This is a genomic window from Ruegeria arenilitoris, assembly GCF_013032855.1.
GTDB classification, from domain to species: Bacteria; Pseudomonadota; Alphaproteobacteria; order Rhodobacterales; family Rhodobacteraceae; genus Ruegeria; species Ruegeria arenilitoris.
On the sequence record NZ_WQDA01000001.1, the window covers coordinates 688,994 to 704,911 of the forward strand.

Annotated in this window: 17 protein-coding genes; 9 read left to right on the plus strand and 8 right to left on the minus strand. The window is 62.9% G+C overall.

Annotation, left to right across the window (positions count from 1 at the left end; translation table 11 throughout):
• Window positions 1-22: 22 nt before the first annotated feature.
• The 3 genes from GOW72_RS03275 (at window position 23) to xylA (ending at window position 3,441) form a co-directional block, all read left to right on the plus strand.
• On the plus strand, window positions 23-1,321 hold the full coding sequence (locus GOW72_RS03275; RefSeq protein WP_170339578.1) for a sugar ABC transporter permease: 1,299 nt from the start codon (window positions 23-25) through the stop codon (window positions 1,319-1,321).
• Between the two features lie 71 nt (window positions 1,322-1,392).
• Window positions 1,393-2,124: an ATP-binding cassette domain-containing protein gene (locus GOW72_RS03280; protein ID WP_170366010.1), complete on the plus strand. Its 732-nt coding sequence runs from the start codon at window positions 1,393-1,395 to the stop codon at window positions 2,122-2,124.
• Between the two features lie 9 nt (window positions 2,125-2,133).
• Window positions 2,134-3,441 carry a xylose isomerase gene (gene xylA / locus GOW72_RS03285; protein ID WP_170365100.1) on the plus strand — a complete coding sequence of 436 codons (1,308 nt, stop codon included), beginning with the start codon at window positions 2,134-2,136 and terminating at the stop codon, window positions 3,439-3,441.
• A gap of 172 nt (window positions 3,442-3,613) precedes the next feature.
• On the opposite strand, the gene GOW72_RS03290 is transcribed toward xylA, so the two are convergent.
• Together GOW72_RS03290 and GOW72_RS03295 are read right to left on the minus strand one after the other, a co-directional pair.
• The gene (locus GOW72_RS03290) at window positions 3,614-4,423 is read right to left on the minus strand and encodes a glutathione S-transferase family protein (protein ID WP_170365102.1); all 810 of its coding nucleotides are present in this window, start codon (window positions 4,421-4,423) and stop codon (window positions 3,614-3,616) included.
• Between the two features lie 5 nt (window positions 4,424-4,428).
• The gene (locus GOW72_RS03295) at window positions 4,429-4,872 is read right to left on the minus strand and encodes a cupin domain-containing protein (RefSeq protein ID WP_170339584.1); all 444 of its coding nucleotides are present in this window, start codon (window positions 4,870-4,872) and stop codon (window positions 4,429-4,431) included.
• Between the two features lie 111 nt (window positions 4,873-4,983).
• Here GOW72_RS03295 and GOW72_RS03300 point away from each other — a divergent pair, with 111 nt between their 5' ends.
• A complete protein-coding gene (locus tag GOW72_RS03300) occupies window positions 4,984-5,913 on the plus strand; it encodes a LysR family transcriptional regulator (RefSeq protein WP_170365104.1) in 930 nt (309 codons plus the stop codon).
• A gap of 23 nt (window positions 5,914-5,936) precedes the next feature.
• On the opposite strand, the gene GOW72_RS03305 is transcribed toward GOW72_RS03300, so the two are convergent.
• From GOW72_RS03305 to GOW72_RS03330, 6 genes are read right to left on the minus strand one after another with little or no spacing between them, the layout of a single operon-like run.
• Window positions 5,937-6,677: an energy transducer TonB gene (locus tag GOW72_RS03305; RefSeq protein WP_170365106.1), complete on the minus strand. Its 741-nt coding sequence runs from the start codon at window positions 6,675-6,677 to the stop codon at window positions 5,937-5,939.
• Window positions 6,674-7,069, minus strand: a complete 396-nt coding sequence (locus GOW72_RS03310) for an ExbD/TolR family protein (protein WP_170365108.1) — start codon at window positions 7,067-7,069, stop codon at window positions 6,674-6,676. Before GOW72_RS03310 ends, GOW72_RS03305 begins: the two co-directional genes overlap by 4 nt.
• The gene (locus tag GOW72_RS03315) at window positions 7,066-7,395 is read right to left on the minus strand and encodes a biopolymer transporter ExbD (protein WP_170365110.1); all 330 of its coding nucleotides are present in this window, start codon (window positions 7,393-7,395) and stop codon (window positions 7,066-7,068) included. Before GOW72_RS03315 ends, GOW72_RS03310 begins: the two co-directional genes overlap by 4 nt.
• A 31-nt stretch (window positions 7,396-7,426) precedes the next feature.
• On the minus strand, window positions 7,427-8,092 hold the full coding sequence (locus GOW72_RS03320; RefSeq protein WP_170365112.1) for a MotA/TolQ/ExbB proton channel family protein: 666 nt from the start codon (window positions 8,090-8,092) through the stop codon (window positions 7,427-7,429).
• A gap of 4 nt (window positions 8,093-8,096) precedes the next feature.
• Window positions 8,097-8,543: a hypothetical protein gene (locus tag GOW72_RS03325; RefSeq protein ID WP_244952309.1), complete on the minus strand. Its 447-nt coding sequence runs from the start codon at window positions 8,541-8,543 to the stop codon at window positions 8,097-8,099.
• A 23-nt stretch (window positions 8,544-8,566) separates the two neighbouring features.
• Complete coding sequence (locus tag GOW72_RS03330) at window positions 8,567-10,531, minus strand: TonB-dependent receptor domain-containing protein (protein WP_244952310.1); 1,965 nt, start codon at window positions 10,529-10,531, stop codon at window positions 8,567-8,569.
• A 306-nt stretch (window positions 10,532-10,837) separates the two neighbouring features.
• On the opposite strand from GOW72_RS03330, the gene GOW72_RS03335 reads away from it, so the two are divergent.
• The 5 genes from GOW72_RS03335 to GOW72_RS03355 all read left to right on the plus strand — a co-directional run bounded on the left by GOW72_RS03335 (window position 10,838) and on the right by GOW72_RS03355 (window position 15,883).
• Entirely contained in the window at window positions 10,838-11,890 is a 1,053-nt protein-coding gene (locus GOW72_RS03335) for a hemin-degrading factor (protein ID WP_170365116.1), read from the plus strand.
• Entirely contained in the window at window positions 11,890-12,738 is an 849-nt protein-coding gene (locus tag GOW72_RS03340) for a heme/hemin ABC transporter substrate-binding protein (protein WP_244952311.1), read from the plus strand. Before GOW72_RS03335 ends, GOW72_RS03340 begins: the two co-directional genes overlap by 1 nt.
• Window positions 12,735-13,808, plus strand: a complete 1,074-nt coding sequence (locus GOW72_RS03345; protein ID WP_170365119.1) for a FecCD family ABC transporter permease — start codon at window positions 12,735-12,737, stop codon at window positions 13,806-13,808. The genes GOW72_RS03340 and GOW72_RS03345 overlap by 4 nt, the downstream gene beginning before the upstream one ends.
• A complete protein-coding gene (locus GOW72_RS03350) occupies window positions 13,809-14,585 on the plus strand; it encodes a heme ABC transporter ATP-binding protein (protein WP_170365121.1) in 777 nt (258 codons plus the stop codon).
• Between the two features lie 347 nt (window positions 14,586-14,932).
• The gene (locus tag GOW72_RS03355) at window positions 14,933-15,883 is read left to right on the plus strand and encodes an ABC transporter substrate-binding protein (protein WP_170340226.1); all 951 of its coding nucleotides are present in this window, start codon (window positions 14,933-14,935) and stop codon (window positions 15,881-15,883) included.
• The last annotated feature ends 35 nt before the right edge of the window (window positions 15,884-15,918 follow it).

Here is a 15,918-nt window from a genome sequence, read left to right on the forward strand (position 1 = left end):
TGCTGAATTTGAAAGATCGGAAATGACCGAAACTTCGTCTCAGCCGATACCTCAGAAAACCAAGCCAAGCCTGTTCCAACAGCTGGAACTGGACATGCGGCTTTTGGGTATGATCGGCGCATTCGTGATCCTGTGCATCGGGTTCAATATCGTCACTGACGGACGGTTCCTGACGCCCCGCAACCTCTTCAACCTGTCGATCCAATCGGTTTCGGTGGCGATCATGGCCTGCGGTATGGTGTTCATCATCGTAACCCGTCACATCGACCTGTCCGTTGGCGCTTTGCTGGCGACCACCTCGGCGGTGATGGCCATGACGCAGACCGAGTTGTTGCCGCGCGTGTTGGGGATGGGTCTGGACCATCCCGCCACCTGGATCATCACCATTCTGGTCGGTCTTGCCATCGGAACGCTGATCGGAGCGTTTCATGGCTGGATGGTCGGCTACCTGACCATTCCGGCGTTCATCGTGACTTTGGGTGGCTTTCTGGTCTGGCGCAACGTCGCCTGGTATCTGACAAGCGGGCAGACAATCGGGCCGCTGGACAGCAATTTCCTGATGTTCGGGGGAACGAACGGAACCTTGGGAACAACGGCAAGCTGGCTGTTCGGGTTGTTTGCGGCGGCCATTGCGATCTGGGCGCTGTGGGGCAGCCGCCGGGCCAAGGCGGCGCATGGCTTCCCGGTCAAACCCGTCTGGGCCGAGGCAACGCTCGCCGGGATCATTGCCGCAAGCATTCTGGGATATGTGTACATCCTGAACAGCTATGCCATTCCGACGCGCCGGTTGCAGCGTATGTTCGAAGCCCGCGGCGAGACGATGCCCGAGGGCCTGATCGTCGGATACGGCATCCCGATCTCGGTCCTGATCCTGATCATTGTCGCCGTGACCCTGACGGTTGTGGCCCGCAAAACCCGTTTTGGGCGCTATATCTTCGCGACCGGCGGCAACCCGGATGCCGCCGAGCTGTCGGGTATCAATACCCGCCTGCTGACCGTCAAGATCTTTGCGCTGATGGGTTTCCTGTGCGCGGTTTCGGCAGTGGTCGCCTCGGCGCGGCTGGCCAACCATTCCAATGACATCGGAACACTGGACGAACTGCGAGTGATTGCGGCTGCGGTCATTGGCGGAACCGCCCTGTCTGGCGGCATCGGCACCATCTATGGCGCGATCCTTGGTGCGCTGATCATGCAGGCGCTGCAATCGGGCATGGCCATGGTCGGCGTGGATGCGCCGTTCCAGAACATCGTCGTCGGCAGCGTGCTGGTTCTGGCCGTCTATATCGACATCGTCTATCGCAAGCGATTGGGTGGAAAATGACGCAAGCGCAGGAAACTCAGAAAACGCCGCCGGCATCCGGTCGCGGATCCGGGCAACCACCTCTGGTCGAGATGCGAGACATTTCGATCTCGTTCGGCGGGATCAAGGCCGTCGACCAGGTCTCGGTCGACCTGTATCCCGGCGAGGTGGTGGGATTGCTGGGGCACAACGGGGCTGGCAAATCGACGCTGATCAAGGTCCTGTCCGGAGCCTATCAGATGGACCACGGGCAGATCCTGATCGATGGCAAACCGGTCGAGATCAACAACCCGCGCGACGCGCGGTCCAACAATATCGAGACAATCTACCAGACCTTGGCCTTGGCCGACAATCTGGACGCCACCTCGAACCTGTTCCTGGGACGCGAAATGACTACTCCTTTCGGTCTGGTCAACGACGCGGCAATGGAGGCCGAATGCCGTAAAATCATGGCGCAGCTGAACCCCAATTTTCAGAAGTTCAACGATCCGGTTTCGGCTCTGTCAGGTGGCCAGAGACAGTCGGTGGCCATCGCGCGGGCTGTCTATTTCAACGCCCGCATCCTGATCATGGACGAACCGACCGCCGCCTTGGGCCCGCACGAGACGCAGATGGTGGCCGATCTGATTCACCAGCTCAAGGCGCAGGGGATCGGAATTTTCCTGATCGACCACGACGTCCATGCGGTCATGGATTTGTGTGATCGGGCCTCAGTCATGAAGAACGGCAAGCTGGTCGGCACGGTCGATATCGCGGACGTGACCGACGACGATCTGCTGTCGATGATCATTCTGGGCAAGCAGCCCGGGCAAAACTCGGAATAGGGGGCAGGTATGACAAGCGGTTTCTTCGAGGGTATCGAAAAGGTCCGGTACGAAGGCGTAGACAGTCGGAACCCGCTGGTGTTCCGTCACTATGACCCGGACGAAGTGGTTTTGGGCAAGCGCATGGAGGACCATCTGCGCTTTGCCGTCGCCTGGTGGCACTCTTTCGCATGGGAGGGCGGAGACCCGTTCGGTGGTCCGACCCTTGTCCGCCCGTGGCACCCGCAAGACGACATGGGACGCGCCCGGATGAAGGCCGATGTCGCCTTTGAGATGTTTGAAATACTGGGACAGCCCTATTTCTGCTGGCACGACGCGGATATTCGCCCCGAACAGAGCAACTTTGCCGAAAACCTGCGCACGCTCGAGGAAATCACCGACTATATCGGTGAAAAGATGCAGGCGTCGGGAACCAAGCTGCTTTGGGGCACCGCCAACATGTTCAGCCATCGCCGCTGGATGGGTGGTGCCAGCACGAACCCTGATCCGGACGTCTTTGCCTTTGCCGCAGCAACCGTGAAATCCTGTATGGATGCGACCCACAAGCTGGGCGGCGAGAACTATGTGTTGTGGGGTGGGCGCGAAGGCTACGAGACGTTGCTGAACACCGATCTGGGGCTGGAACTGGACCATATGGGACGGTTCCTGAACATGGTGGTCGACTACAAGCACAAGATCGGGTTCAAGGGCACCATCCTGGTCGAGCCGAAGCCACAGGAACCCTCCAAGCACCAGTACGACTATGACGCCGCAACCTGCATCGGGTTTCTCAGGAAATACGGGCTGGAAAACGAAGTGAAGCTGAACCTGGAACAAGGCCACGCGATCCTGGCTGGCCACAGCTTTGAACATGAGATCGCCGTAGCGGCGGCCGAGGGTATGCTGGGTTCGATCGACATGAACCGGAACGATTATCAATCTGGATGGGACACCGACCAGTTTCCCAACAACGTGCCCGAAGTCGCGTTGGCCTACTACTACATCCTCAAGGCCGGAGGGTTTTCGACCGGGGGCACGAATTTCGACGCCAAGATCCGCCGCCAGTCGATCGACCCCGAGGATCTTGTCGCGGCGCATGTGGGCGGCATGGACGTCTGTGCCCGCGGGTTGAAGGCCGCCGCCGCGATGATCGAGGATGGCGGGCTTGATGCCGCGTTGACCGACAGATACTCCAGATGGGGCAGCCCGGAGGCGCAATCCATGCTTGCCTCATCGCTGGATGAAATCGCGGCTCGAGTGTTGGCCGAAGGTATCAATCCCGAGCCTCGATCCGGAAGGCAGGAGCGCTTGGAGAACTACGTCAACAGGTTTGTCTGACGGCTAAAGGTTCAACGGTTCCGCGCCCGGAAGCCTAAGACTGGTTCGGTTTAATCAGCCGGTATTCATGACTTAAGACCGACTGTGCACCACCGGGCCATATTCGAATGCGTGTTGTGGGCGCCGGTCCTCCGCGGCGGGTGCCCCCGATCGACCCGCGTGCCTTCTGGCTTCAATCAGATGCCGGGACTACCAGCCCAAGTTCTTTGTCCGATGCCGTCCCGGCATATTTGTCCCGCGGTGGCATTGGCCTCGACTTCCAATGTGGCTCGAACGCAAAGCTCGACACTTTGCGGCCGCCCACCAACGCTCCGTTTCCGGTACCCAATGCATAGTCGTAGTAGAGTTTCACGATTTCGTCTTGTGTCACCTGCCCCGTGGCCTCATGCGCCATGCAGGCGGCTTTCCAGTTTCGGACTCTGTCGTACTCGCCGTTCTGCGGGAGTTCAAAATCTTCGTAGTATTCCAGAAACCAGAACCGTTGGAACATCGGTGTAAATACCGCCTCGGCCAACCCGAACTGATCGAACAGAAAAACACCGTTCGGGTTGTGGGTCAGAAGAAAGTCATTGAGGTCACGATAAAGCGCGAGCAGTTTTTCGTTGTGGGCATCTTTCTGCGCGGGGTCCTGGTTCATCACATAGACGTAGCCGGTCATCGTGAAGGCGCCCTCTTTGGCAATCAGCATCGACTCGACCGCATGCTCGGCCGGGTCGCTGCGCCGCAGCTTTGGCCCTTCGAGCATTTCATCGAGATAGCGCAGGATCACGAGGCTTTCCTTGATGATCTGCCCGTCCGGAGTCTCGAGAACCGGCAGAGCGGTCGTTCCGCGCGTTTTCTTCAGCAGCTCTGGATCGCGGGGTTTGGTGATGTCCACGACGCGGAACTCCACCCGGTCCCTCATCCCCCGCAACGCCAGCAGAATTTCAAGCCGCTGTGAAAAGGGACACACAGGAATATGATAGACGATGTGCTGGGTCATGACGTTCAATCCAATGGAGGGCCAGTAAATGACAGGTTGTACTTGGCGGCTACGGCCTCGATGTCCGGCATGTCTTCCGGAATTTTGTACTGGGCCGTTGCCATGGCGTGGAAAAAGCCCTCGAAACCTCCCGGTGTGAGAATGACAAGGTGACGGCTGGGCTCATCACCGATGACCTTGAACGTGTGTTCTTTTCCGCGGGGTATGAAGATGCTTTCGCCCGGGCCGACACGCGTTTCGACACCTTCGACCCAGACTTTGCAGACACCGGTCAAAATCACGAAGACTTCGTCTTCTGCCTGATGGATGTGCCGTGGCGGACCGCTTCCGACCGGCGAAAGGCTGTCTACAATCGACATGGCGCCCCCGGTTTCAGCGGGGTCCAGAATTGTTTTGTAACGAACGCCCTGCCATTCGAGCGTGGCGTCATCAACCAGATGATCATGCATCGCTTCTGTCCTTTGATCCGACATGAAACGAAAGCGCTTTCGGTACCTTACTTGTAGGCGCAAAAAACGGTATCAATCTAACGAAAGTTCATAATACACGGTATTACCAACATGAATTTCGCAACGCTTGATCTGAACCTGCTCCGTGTTCTTGATGCGATTCTGACGGCGGGGTCCACCACCAAGGCAGGGGAAAGACTTGGTGTCTCGCAATCGGCAGTGTCGAATGCGTTGAACCGCCTGCGGCACGCCTTGGGTGACGATCTGTTTGTGCGGCGGGGAAATCAGCTTGTCCCAACGGATTTTGCGGTTTCGATCAAGGACGGGCTGCGTGAGGAACTCAATCGACTCGAAAGTCTGCTGAGCCGCAATGATGATTTCGACCCCAGGCAGGCATCCGAAACTTTCAAGATCGCGGCCAGCGACTTTTTCGCCGAGCTGCTGATGCCCGGCCTTGGGGGTGTCCTGAACCGCAAGGCTCCGAAGATGGTCGCGCAATTGGTGGATCTTGTTCCCGAGAACTATGTCGAGAGTCTTGAGCGCTACAATGCTGATCTCGCGTTGATCCCGGATACAGATGCACCGGATTGGATCAGCCGAGAGGTGCTGTTCCGGTCGTCCTTCATGGTCGTCGGGCGCGTTGACAACCCATTCCTTGTACAGATCGAAGACGGTGCTGAACTTCCGATGGAAACCTTCTGCGCCTTGTCGCATGTGCTGTTCTCACCCGAGGGCAAACTGGCGGCGATGGGTGATGCGGCTCTGGCGAAAGTTGGTCGAAAAAGGCACGTCGCGATGACGCTTCCGGTGTTTTCAGGGGTGTGCCGAGTGGTCAGTGCAAGCGATCTTGTGGCCTTGGTGCCTTCTCAGCTGGCCAGGAAGTTTGCGCCGGAGTTCGGCCTGAAGGTTCTTGCCCCGCCGTTCGAAATCGAACCCGTCAACATCATAGCTATCTGGCACAGACGATCGGATGCAAATCCGATGGCAAAATGGATGCGGAACCAAGTGTTCGATCTGCTGAAGCCGCTGGGCACCAGGTAGCCGGACAAGCGCGGGTTGAGTTTCTATTTGCTGACGATTTCCATCGAATAGGTGCGCCGGGCCGAGGCGGGCGGCGGCGGGAAGGGCGCGGCGGCCCGGACCTGCGCCAGTGCGACCTGATCCAGCCGGGCCGAGCCCGAGCTGCGGGCAACGCTGACCGACGCCAGCGCGCCGTTGTCCGCGATGCGAAGGGCCACCAGAACCGAGCCTTGGATATTCACGCTTTTGCGACGGGCGCGCAAAATCTTGCGCTTGACCAGACCGGCATAGGTGCTGGCCTCGGCATTGCCCTGCTCCTGCGCGGCGCGGTTCGTCCGTTTCGCCGAGGCCGCCCCGGTCGCCGCCTTGCCGGTGGCGCTGCCCTTTTTACGGCTGACCGCGGCATTGCCGGTCGGGGTGTGTGGTTTGGGAGGCCGCGCCTGCTGCGGCTCAGGTTTTTGCAGGGTCGGCGTATGGGCGCTCTGCCGCTGGGCCGGGGCCTGCGCCTGAAACATGGTGGCCGGCTGCGCGCGCGCACGGTCCGCCGGGGCCTCTGGCGCGGTCTGTGTCGGGGCAACGGGTGAGTGACGGGTGGTGGCGGGGGGTGTGGCCACGGTTCCGGCCGCATAGTCCCGGAACGAGGACCCCAGCGCCGCAGGGGCAACCGCGCCACCGCCTTCGACGAAAACCGCCTCGTCCGTGTCGAATTCGAACAGGGCGGCGGCGTGGGCCGCGGCGGCTAGCACGACCAGCACGGCGGCCATGATGCGGGATTGCGGAATCATGGCAGGCCCCGCTCGGTCACGACGAAGACCCTATTGGCGCCCAGTGCCCGCAGGGCGTCGCTGACCTGTTTCAACCGCACCGCCGGCAAGGCCCGGTCGGGCACCAGCCGCACGGCGTCCAATGGCAGGTCGATCGAGGCGCGCTCGACATAGGCCGCCACATCCGTCAGCTCGGCCCCGCGATACACCAGCACGCCGTCGGCGCGGATGACCAGCGCATCCGGGGGCTCGCGCCCTTCAAGATCGGCCGTCCGCACCAGTTGCACCGACTTGCCCAGGGGCGGCGCCAGCGTGCCCGCGATCATGAAGAAGACCAGCATCAGAAAGACCACGTTGATCAGGGCGATCGTCGGCTCGCGGCCGGGTTTCGTTTTGGGGGTCAGCCGGATCATCCGATGACCTGCGTGCTGAGCCGGGGCACGGGCGCAAGGGCGGTCAGCAAGTCGATCAACTGCTGCGAGGTCGCCCCGCCGCCCAGGCTGATCAAGGCCAGCTGGTTGGTTCGGCCGTCGAACCGGGCGGCGACCGCGTCGGGCGCGACTTCGGTGCCGTCGATCAGGATGCGGTCGCGTTCCAGCTTGATGAACCGGATGGACCTCTGGGCCTGCGCCCCGCCCGCCGCGGCGGTGGTCAGCTCGATCTCGGCATTTTTTGAGAAGGTCGAGGTGAGCATGAAGAACAGCAGCAGCAGAAAGATGACATCGATCAGGGATGTCATGGACAGGCGCCGGCGCCGAATTTTGCGGGTTTCAAGCGCCATGGACCAGCGCCTCGGTTGGCGGGGTGGCCGGGCGTGGCGCGGCGGCGTGGCCGGGGGCAAACACCGTGCGCAGGGCGCGGTTGGCAAAGACCCGTTCGCGGGTCATCCGCGCCTCGAACCAGGTCAGGACCAGCGAGGTGGGCATGGCCACGGCCAGCCCTGCGGCGGTCGTCATCAACGCAACCCAAATGCCGCCGGCCAGCAGCGCCGGATCCACCGCGTTGCCGGCCTCCTGAAGGGTTCGGAAGGCCTCGATCATGCCCAGCACGGTGCCGAACAGCCCCAGCAGCGGCGCAAGCTGCGAGACCATGTCCAGCACGTTCAGTCCGCGTTCCAGCCCGGCAAAGCGCGCCTCGGCCTCGGCATCGGCGCGGTCCATCAGTTCCGGCCCGTGCCCCTCCAGCGCCATGGCGACCACCGGCGCCAGATAGCTGCGGCTTCGGTCCAGATGCGCGCGCGCGGTTGCCCGGTCGTTGCGGTCCCAGGCTTCGATGGCCTGCGACAGCTCGACATGCCGCCCGACCCCGGCGGCCTTGTACTGCCACAGCTTGTAGAGGATCAGCGCCATGGTCGCGACCGAGGTTGCGATCAGCACGGCCACGACCGGGCCGCCCAGGTCCAGAATTGCGGTCAGTCTTTGCAGAAACGCATCCATCGGGTCATCCAATCAATTCGGTCTCGAGGCGGCTGCGCAGCGTCAGGCCGGATAGGCAGGCATCGGTCAGATCGCCGGGATAGGCGCAGTCCTGCACCCCGTTGATCAGGATCCGGCTGATCTGATTGCAGGCCAGGCCGGCGAATTTGAACTGGCGTACGCGGGGCCGCCCGGCGGGCAGGTCCTGGAAATCCAGCAGCGTCAGCAGGGCCACTTCGCCTTGCGCGCCGAACAGCACCGTTTCATAGACGGCGCCGCCGATATCGGCGGGATGGGCGTTTTCGACCACGAAGCTCAGCAGGCAGCCCTGATCCTGGTCCACGGCCGAGCTGAGCTCGATCGTGACGCCGCCCGCGCCCTGCGTGCCTTCGGCACTGGCCAACCCCGCCCCCGCGATGGGGGGCAGGGCCAGCAGGACCGCCCGAACAAGGTGATGCACGGCTTTTGTCATGACGGGTCCTTTCCGTGTGGGGTTCAGAAGGTCTTGGCCAGGGTCAGCTTGAAATTCCGGCCCGGCGAATTGCGGGTCGACAGGTTCGGCTGATAGGCCTTGTCAAAGATGTTCTCGATCCCGGCGCGCAGTTCGAAGCCTGCCAGCGCGCCCTCTTGCGGCAGATAGGTCGCGCGCAGGGTGTTCACCCCGTACCCGCCCACCGGATCGCCCGAGGAATCGAGCCCCGACCTGGCGCCGAAGATCTCCCAGCTGACATCCAGGGTTTCGCCGAACCGCTTGCCCAGGGTGATCCGCGCCGAATCCGTGGGTTCGTTGCGCCACGGCGATCCGATGCCCGCCGCGCTGAACTCGGTGGCGTTCACGATGTTGGCGTTGAAATCGACGTAGAAGCCCGTGGCATGGGCATAGGAGGCCTCGATCTCGACGCCCTCGGTTTCGACCTTGGACAGGGGCTGGGACGGAGTGCCCGACACGTACGAGGTGATGTCCCACAGATCGGTGCTGTAGAAATTGACCTTGGCGCGCAGGGCGTCGCCGGCGGCGAAGATGTCGCCGCGGTCATAGGAAAAGCCGGCCTCCCAGGTGCGGGATTTCTCGGGCTGGGTCATGTAGAGCGGTGTGCCCAGATCGTCGATGATCGGCAGGCTTTCGGTATAGGCCCCGCCCGCGAACACCGCGAAGCCGCTGGCGAATTCGTAACGGGCCGACAGGCCGCCCATCAGCGCGTCGTTGTCATAGCTGGCGTTGAAGGGCGCGGCCGCGTCGCCGTTGCCCTTGATGTCCTGCGTTTCATACCGCAGCGCGGGCGTGACGGTCAGCTGGTCGCCGAACTGGATGTCGTCAACGGCAAACAGCGCGACGCGACGGTCGGTGCCGCCCGGCGCCGATGGGGCGTCCAGCCGCTTGCGGTCGATGAATTCCACCCCGAACCGCAGATCATGCGACGCGGCCCCGGTCTGGAAATACGCGCTGTTCTTGATCGTCAGCTTGGTGGTTTCGTAATTGTGCGTGGCATCGGCCAGCGCTTGGATGCCGGGGAAGAAGGGCGTTCCCTCCAGGCTGGACGAGCCGGGCACATAGCTGCTGTCGATGGACTGCTCGGAATAGCTGAGATTGACGTCCAGATCGACCAGATCGTTACCGGCCGGCCGGTACTGGTAACGCAGAACGGCGATCCGGGTTTCGATGTCGCGGTCCACGTTGCCGAACGCATCCGCCGTCGTGCCGAAGGAATCATAGGGCACGTCGCGCTCTTCCGAGGTGGACTGGTTCCAGGACGCGGTGATCGAATGTTCAAGGTTGTCGCCAAAGCTGTATTTCCCCTTGGCCAGCAGCGAAGGCAGGGTGAAGGCGCTGTTGCCGATCGAGTCGCCGTTGCCGTCCTTCTGATCGTCCTGGTTGCGATAGGTGTAGTTGAATAGGAATTCGGTCTGCCGGTTGGGTTGCCACGCCAGGATCGACGACGAGGCAAAGCCGCTGCCGTTGGAATACCCCTCGAGCGTCTGGCGGAAGCGGAACCCCGGCGCGCCGCCGGTAAAGTCGGACGCGTCCTTGGTTTCCAGCTGAACCACGCCGCCGACGACGCCCGAGCCGTATTCGAAGGACCCGACCGTGCCGCGGATGACCGAGACGCTTTTGTACAGCTGCGGATCGGTGAACAGCTGGTTGCCGATCCGGTACAGCTCTTCCGCGCCGGTGGTGGCGCCGTCGACCAGGATCAGAACCTTCTGGTCGGTGCCGAAGGTGCCGTTGGCCCCATATCCGCGGATATTGATGCCCGATCCTTGCGGGGTCGAGCCGTTCACCAGGGTGACGCCGGGAACCGAATCGATCAGCTCGGCCACCGTGTTGGCCTGACGGTCGTTGATCTCTTCCTGGTCGATATTCGTGACCGGAACCGCGGTGCCGGTCTGGATCTCGCGTTTGCTTTCGCCCAGTTCCAGGGTCCCGAGGAACCCGTCATCCTGTTCCTGCGCCCAAACCATGGACGCCGTCAAACCAAGGCAAGAGGCCGTTCCAAGCAGGCCTGCAATATGAGTACGCGCACGCATTTCTGTCCCTTCGAAACAAGTGTGAGGACCGGAGATGCTTGCAGTTCGCTGGCGCTGGTCAGTTTTTTGCTGTTTTTTGGAATCGCCTTTTCGCGACGACTTGTGTTCGTTAATAAAGGTGACTAAAACAGTCAACATAGTTTCGTGCCTTTAATTTCGGCACTGCCAGCAGGTCTCTGATTGCGATCAGCGCCCGGGCCAGCACCCCCTTGGAACCACGAAGAAGACGGGAAACCTGCTATGGAACAGGTGCTTATGGCTCCTCAGGATATTCGTGCCGCCTATGCGCAGAAGACAGGCCAGCGAGACCGCGATTTCGCGGAATCGCTGGGGTTGAGCGAGGGCCAGCTGGTCGCGGCCTTTGCCGGGCAGGGCGTAACGCGGCTGAACCCCGGCCTTGACGGGCTGTTCGGCCAGTTGGCTGGTTTGGGCGAGGTCATGGCGCTGACGCGCAACCCGTCCTGCGTGATCGAAAAGATCGGGCGATACGACAATTACCACAGCGGCCAGCATGCCGCGATGGTGCTGACCGAAGAGATCGACCTGCGCATGTTCCCCGCGCAATGGCACCATGTCTTTGCCGTCGAGCGGGAAACCGAGGCCGGTCTGCGCCGCTCGATCCAGGTGTTCGATGCGGCCGGGGACGCGGTTCACAAGATCATCCTGCGCGATGGCTCGGACCTGGGCCACTGGGACAGCTTGGTCCGGACACTGGCTGCCGAGGATCAAGGCCAGACGATGACGGTCGCGCCGCGCAAGCCGGCCGAAGCGCCCAAGGCCAATGCCGACAAGGCCGACGCGCTGCGCCGCGAATGGGCAAAGATGACGGACACGCACCAGTTCCTGCGCCTGACCTCCAAGCTCAAGATGAACCGGCTGGGCGCCTATCGCATCGCGGGCGAACCGCTGGCCCGCGCGGTTGATCCCGCGGCGGTCACCGGCCTGTTCGAACCGGTGCGGGACCTGCAGATCGAGGTGATGATCTTCGTCGGCAACCGCGGCTGCATCGAGATCCACGGCGGCCCGGTGCAAAATCTTCAGCAGATGGGGCCTTGGTTCAACGTGCTGGATCCGGGCTTCAACCTGCATCTGCGCAGCGATCAAATCGCCGAGGTCTGGGCCGTCGACAAACCGACCCAGCGCGGCCCGGCGATCTCGGTCGAGGCTTTCGACGCGGACGGCGCCCTAATCCTTCAGATCTTCGGGCGCCGCACCTCCGCGGCCGATCATCGCCCCGCCTGGGATGCGCTGGTGGCCGCGCTGCCCGGCCCGGCCGACACCGGAGCGGCATGATGCGGGGCCTGGTGACACTCTGCGCGTCATTGCTGGTTTCGGCGGCGGCCGCGCAGGCCGAGAGCAACCGCGTGATCGCCATCGGCAGTTCGCTGACCGAGATCGTCCATGCCTTGGGCCAGCAGCACCGGCTGGTCGGCCGTGACCGCAGCTCGACCTGGCCGCCCGAGGCGGCGGATCTGCCCGATGTCGGGTATCGCCGGGCCCTGTCGCCCGAGGGCGTGCTGTCGGTTGCCCCCGACCTGATCCTTGCGCTCGAAGGGTCGGGCCCGCCCGAGACCATCGCTGTGCTGCAGGAGGCCGGCGTGGATTACGTCACCATTGCCGACGAATTCTCGCGCGATGGCGTCATCGACAAGATCCGCGCCGTGGGGGCCGCGCTGGGGGCCGAGGCCGAGGCCGAAACCCTGGCGGCCGAAACCGCGCGCCGGCTGGACCGGGCGCTGGCCGAGGCCTCCGCCGCGCAGGGTGCGCCGGTGAAGGTGCTGTTCCTGCTTTCGGCACGGGGCGGCGAGTTTGTCGTCGGCGGGGCCGAGACCCAGGCCGACACCATCATCCGCATGGCCGGAGGCAAAAACGCGGCCGCCGATGTGACGGGTTTCAAGACGATGGCGCTCGAAGCCATGGCCGCCACCGCGCCGGACGTGATCCTGATGATGGAGCGTCAGGGCGGGCCGATCCTCTCGGAGGAAGAGCTGTTCGCGCTGCCCGCGGTCCGGCTGACCCCGGCGGGGCGGAACCGGGCGCTGATCCGGATGCCCGGCGCCTATCTGCTGGGCTTCGGCCCGCGCACCGCCGACGCGGTCATGGATCTGTCGGCCGCATTGCGGGGCGTCAGGGGCTCATGACGCTGGCACTGGACAACGGCGCGCACCCGTCCGCCGCGGCCCGCAGGTCGCGGGCGGCATGGGTGACCCTGGCCCTGGTCGGCCTTCTGGCCGTGACCAGCGTGGCCAGCATCTCGGTCGGCGCGTCCGAGGCCTCGTTGAAGATGGCCGTGTCGGATCTGCTGCATGGCCGAGGCCTGTCGGATCTGAACCGGATCGTGCTGTGGGACATCCGTCTGCCGCGACTGGCGATGGGCATCCTGGTCGGGGCGGCGCTGGCGGTGTCGGGCGTGGTGATGCAGGGGCTGTTCCGCAACCCGCTGGCGGATCCGGGCATCGTCGGCGTCAGCGCGGGGGCTGGGCTGGGCGCGATCACAGCCATCGTCTTCGGCAACCTACTGCCCGCCGCCGTTCTGGCCTGGGTCGGCAGTGGTCTGGTCGCGGTTGCCGCCTTTCTGGGCGGCTGGGCGTCGGTCCTGATCCTTTATCGCGTTTCGACGCGCCAGGGGCAGACCTCGGTCGCCACGATGCTGCTGGCCGGCATCGCCCTGGCCGCCCTGTCGGGCGCGGTGTCGGGGGTCATGGTGTATATCGCCGACGATCAGCAGCTGCGCGATCTGACCTTCTGGGGCATGGGGTCGCTGGCCGGCGCGACCTGGACCAAGGTCGCCACCGCCGCGCCCTTGATCCTGGCGTCGATCCTGTGCGCGCAGCGTCTGGCCCGCGCCCTGAACGGCCTGGCCATGGGCGAAGCGGTGGCGCATCACATCGGCATTCCGGTGCAACGCAGCAAGAACATCGCGATCCTGACGGTGGCCGCCGCCACCGGCGCGGCCGTGGCCGTGTCGGGCGGGATCGGGTTCATCGGCATCGTCGTGCCGCATCTGCTGCGGCTGGGCGCCGGCCCCGATCACCATCGGCTGCTTATGAATTCCGCCTTGCTGGGCGCCGCCCTGTTGCTGGCCGCCGACATGATCGGCCGGGTGATCGTGGCCCCGGCCGAACTGCCGATAGGCATCGTCACGGCCATTCTGGGCGCGCCGGTGTTCTTCTGGATCCTGCTTCGCCGCCACGGATCGATGGGAATGTGAATGATGAAAGCTGAAAATCTCAGCGTCCGCATCGGGCGCAAGCAGATCCTGCGTGATGTGAATTTCCTGGCCGAACCCGGAGAGGTCACTGCGATCATCGGGCCCAACGGATCGGGCAAATCCACCTTGCTCGGGGCGCTGTCGGGCGACATCCCGTACACCGGCCGGATCACCCTGAACGGCCACGACATCGCGGCCCTGCAGCCCTGGGAACTGGCGGCGATGCGGGGCGTTCTTCCGCAATCCTCGGCGGTCGCCTTTCCCTTTACCGCGCTGGAAGTCGTACGGCTGGGCCTGCCCGGTGGCCTGGCCGACGGCGACGACGCCTTGCCGTCGCGCGCGCTGGCGCATGTCGATCTTGCGGGGTTCGAGCCGCGCTCGTACCAGAACCTGTCCGGCGGCGAGCAGCAACGCGTGCAGCTTGCGCGCGTTCTGGCCCAGGTCTGGAGCGCGGTGCGGCGCGACCGGCCGCGCTGGCTGTTGCTGGACGAGCCCGTCGCCAGCTTGGACATCGCGCATCAGTTCACGGTTCTACGCATCGCGCGCGAATTCGCCGATCAGGGCGGGGGCGTTGTGGTCGTGATGCATGACCTGAACCTGACCGCGTTGTTCGCCGACAAGGTCTGCGTTCTGTCGAACGGAGAGGTCTGGCGCACCGGGGCGGTTTCGGACGTCATGACAGACGAGGTGATGCGGCAGGTCTATGGCATCGATCTGCCGGTCAGCACGCTGCCGGCAACTGACGTTCCGTTTGTCTTGCCGCAGGCGCTGGTTTGAGGCCCAATCCCCACTGAACCAAACTGCATTGCAGCCAAATTTCATGCTGCAGGCGTACCAATCCAACGTACGGTCCCACGGGCTTCACCCCGACGCGTGGGACCGTTATTCGGAATTTAGCGAAACCATTTTGCGAGAATTTCGAAACCGTGACCCCGGTTCGAAGTTGCGCTTGATGGGTCAAACGGCAGGTGCTTCACTTTTTTCAGTGCGGGGCGTGTTCACATGCGAAACGCGCTCAATACATCCGAGACGCTGACCCGATCTCGACGATCAGGCCCGTCTGCCTGGTCGCTTTCGATCAACGAGAATCAGCGCCGAAGACGACCAACATGGAGAGATTCAACATGAACAAACTTGCTACGTTACTGGGGGGCGCATCGATGGCGGTCGCTGCCCCGGTTTTTGCTGCCGATATCGTGATCGGTGTGCCGAACTGGGCGTCGGTGAACGCCACCGCGCACATTCTTGAAGTCGTTATCGAAGAAAACCTTGGCCTTGATGTCGAATTGCAGAACGGCACCAACCCCATCGTCTTCGAAGCGATGGATTCCGGCGCGATGCACGTCCACCCGGAAGTCTGGATGCCGAACCAGCAGAACCTGCACGACACCTATGTCAAGCAGAACGGCACAGTCGTGATGAACGAGAACCCGGTTCAGGCCGAGCAGGGTATGTGCGTTCCGACCTACATTGCCGAGGAATATGACATCAAATCCATCGACGACCTGAGCGATCCGGACAAGATGGCCATCTTCGACACTGACGGAAACGGCACCCCCGAGGTTTGGATCGGCGCACCCGGCTGGGCGTCGACCGTGGTCGAGAAGATCCGCGCCAAGTCTTATGGCTATGACCAGATCTTCGAGCTGACCGAGTACGAAGAAACCATCGCCTATGCCAACTTGGCAAACGCGACCAAGGCCGGCGATCCGTGGATCGGGTTCTGCTACAGCCCGCACTACATCTTCGTGACCCAGGATCTGACAGTGCTGGAAGAGCCGCCGCATGATCCGGCCACCTGGACGATCGTTCAGCCCACCGATGACCCGGACTGGCTGGATAAGTCCGAGGCCTCGACCGCGTGGAACGGGGCAACTCTGCACCTGCACTACGCCAAAGAGCTTGAGGAAAATCACCCCGAGGTCGCGGCCCTGTTCCGCAACTACCAGATGCAGGGTGATGATCTGAGCGCGATGGGCAAGGCGCTGGCTGTGGACAACATCGAAGCAGCCGATTTCGCCCGCCAGTGGGTGGCTGAAAACGAAGACACCGTTATCGGCTGGCTAACGAACTAAATCACAAACGCATGGGGCCGTCGCGACTGATCGCG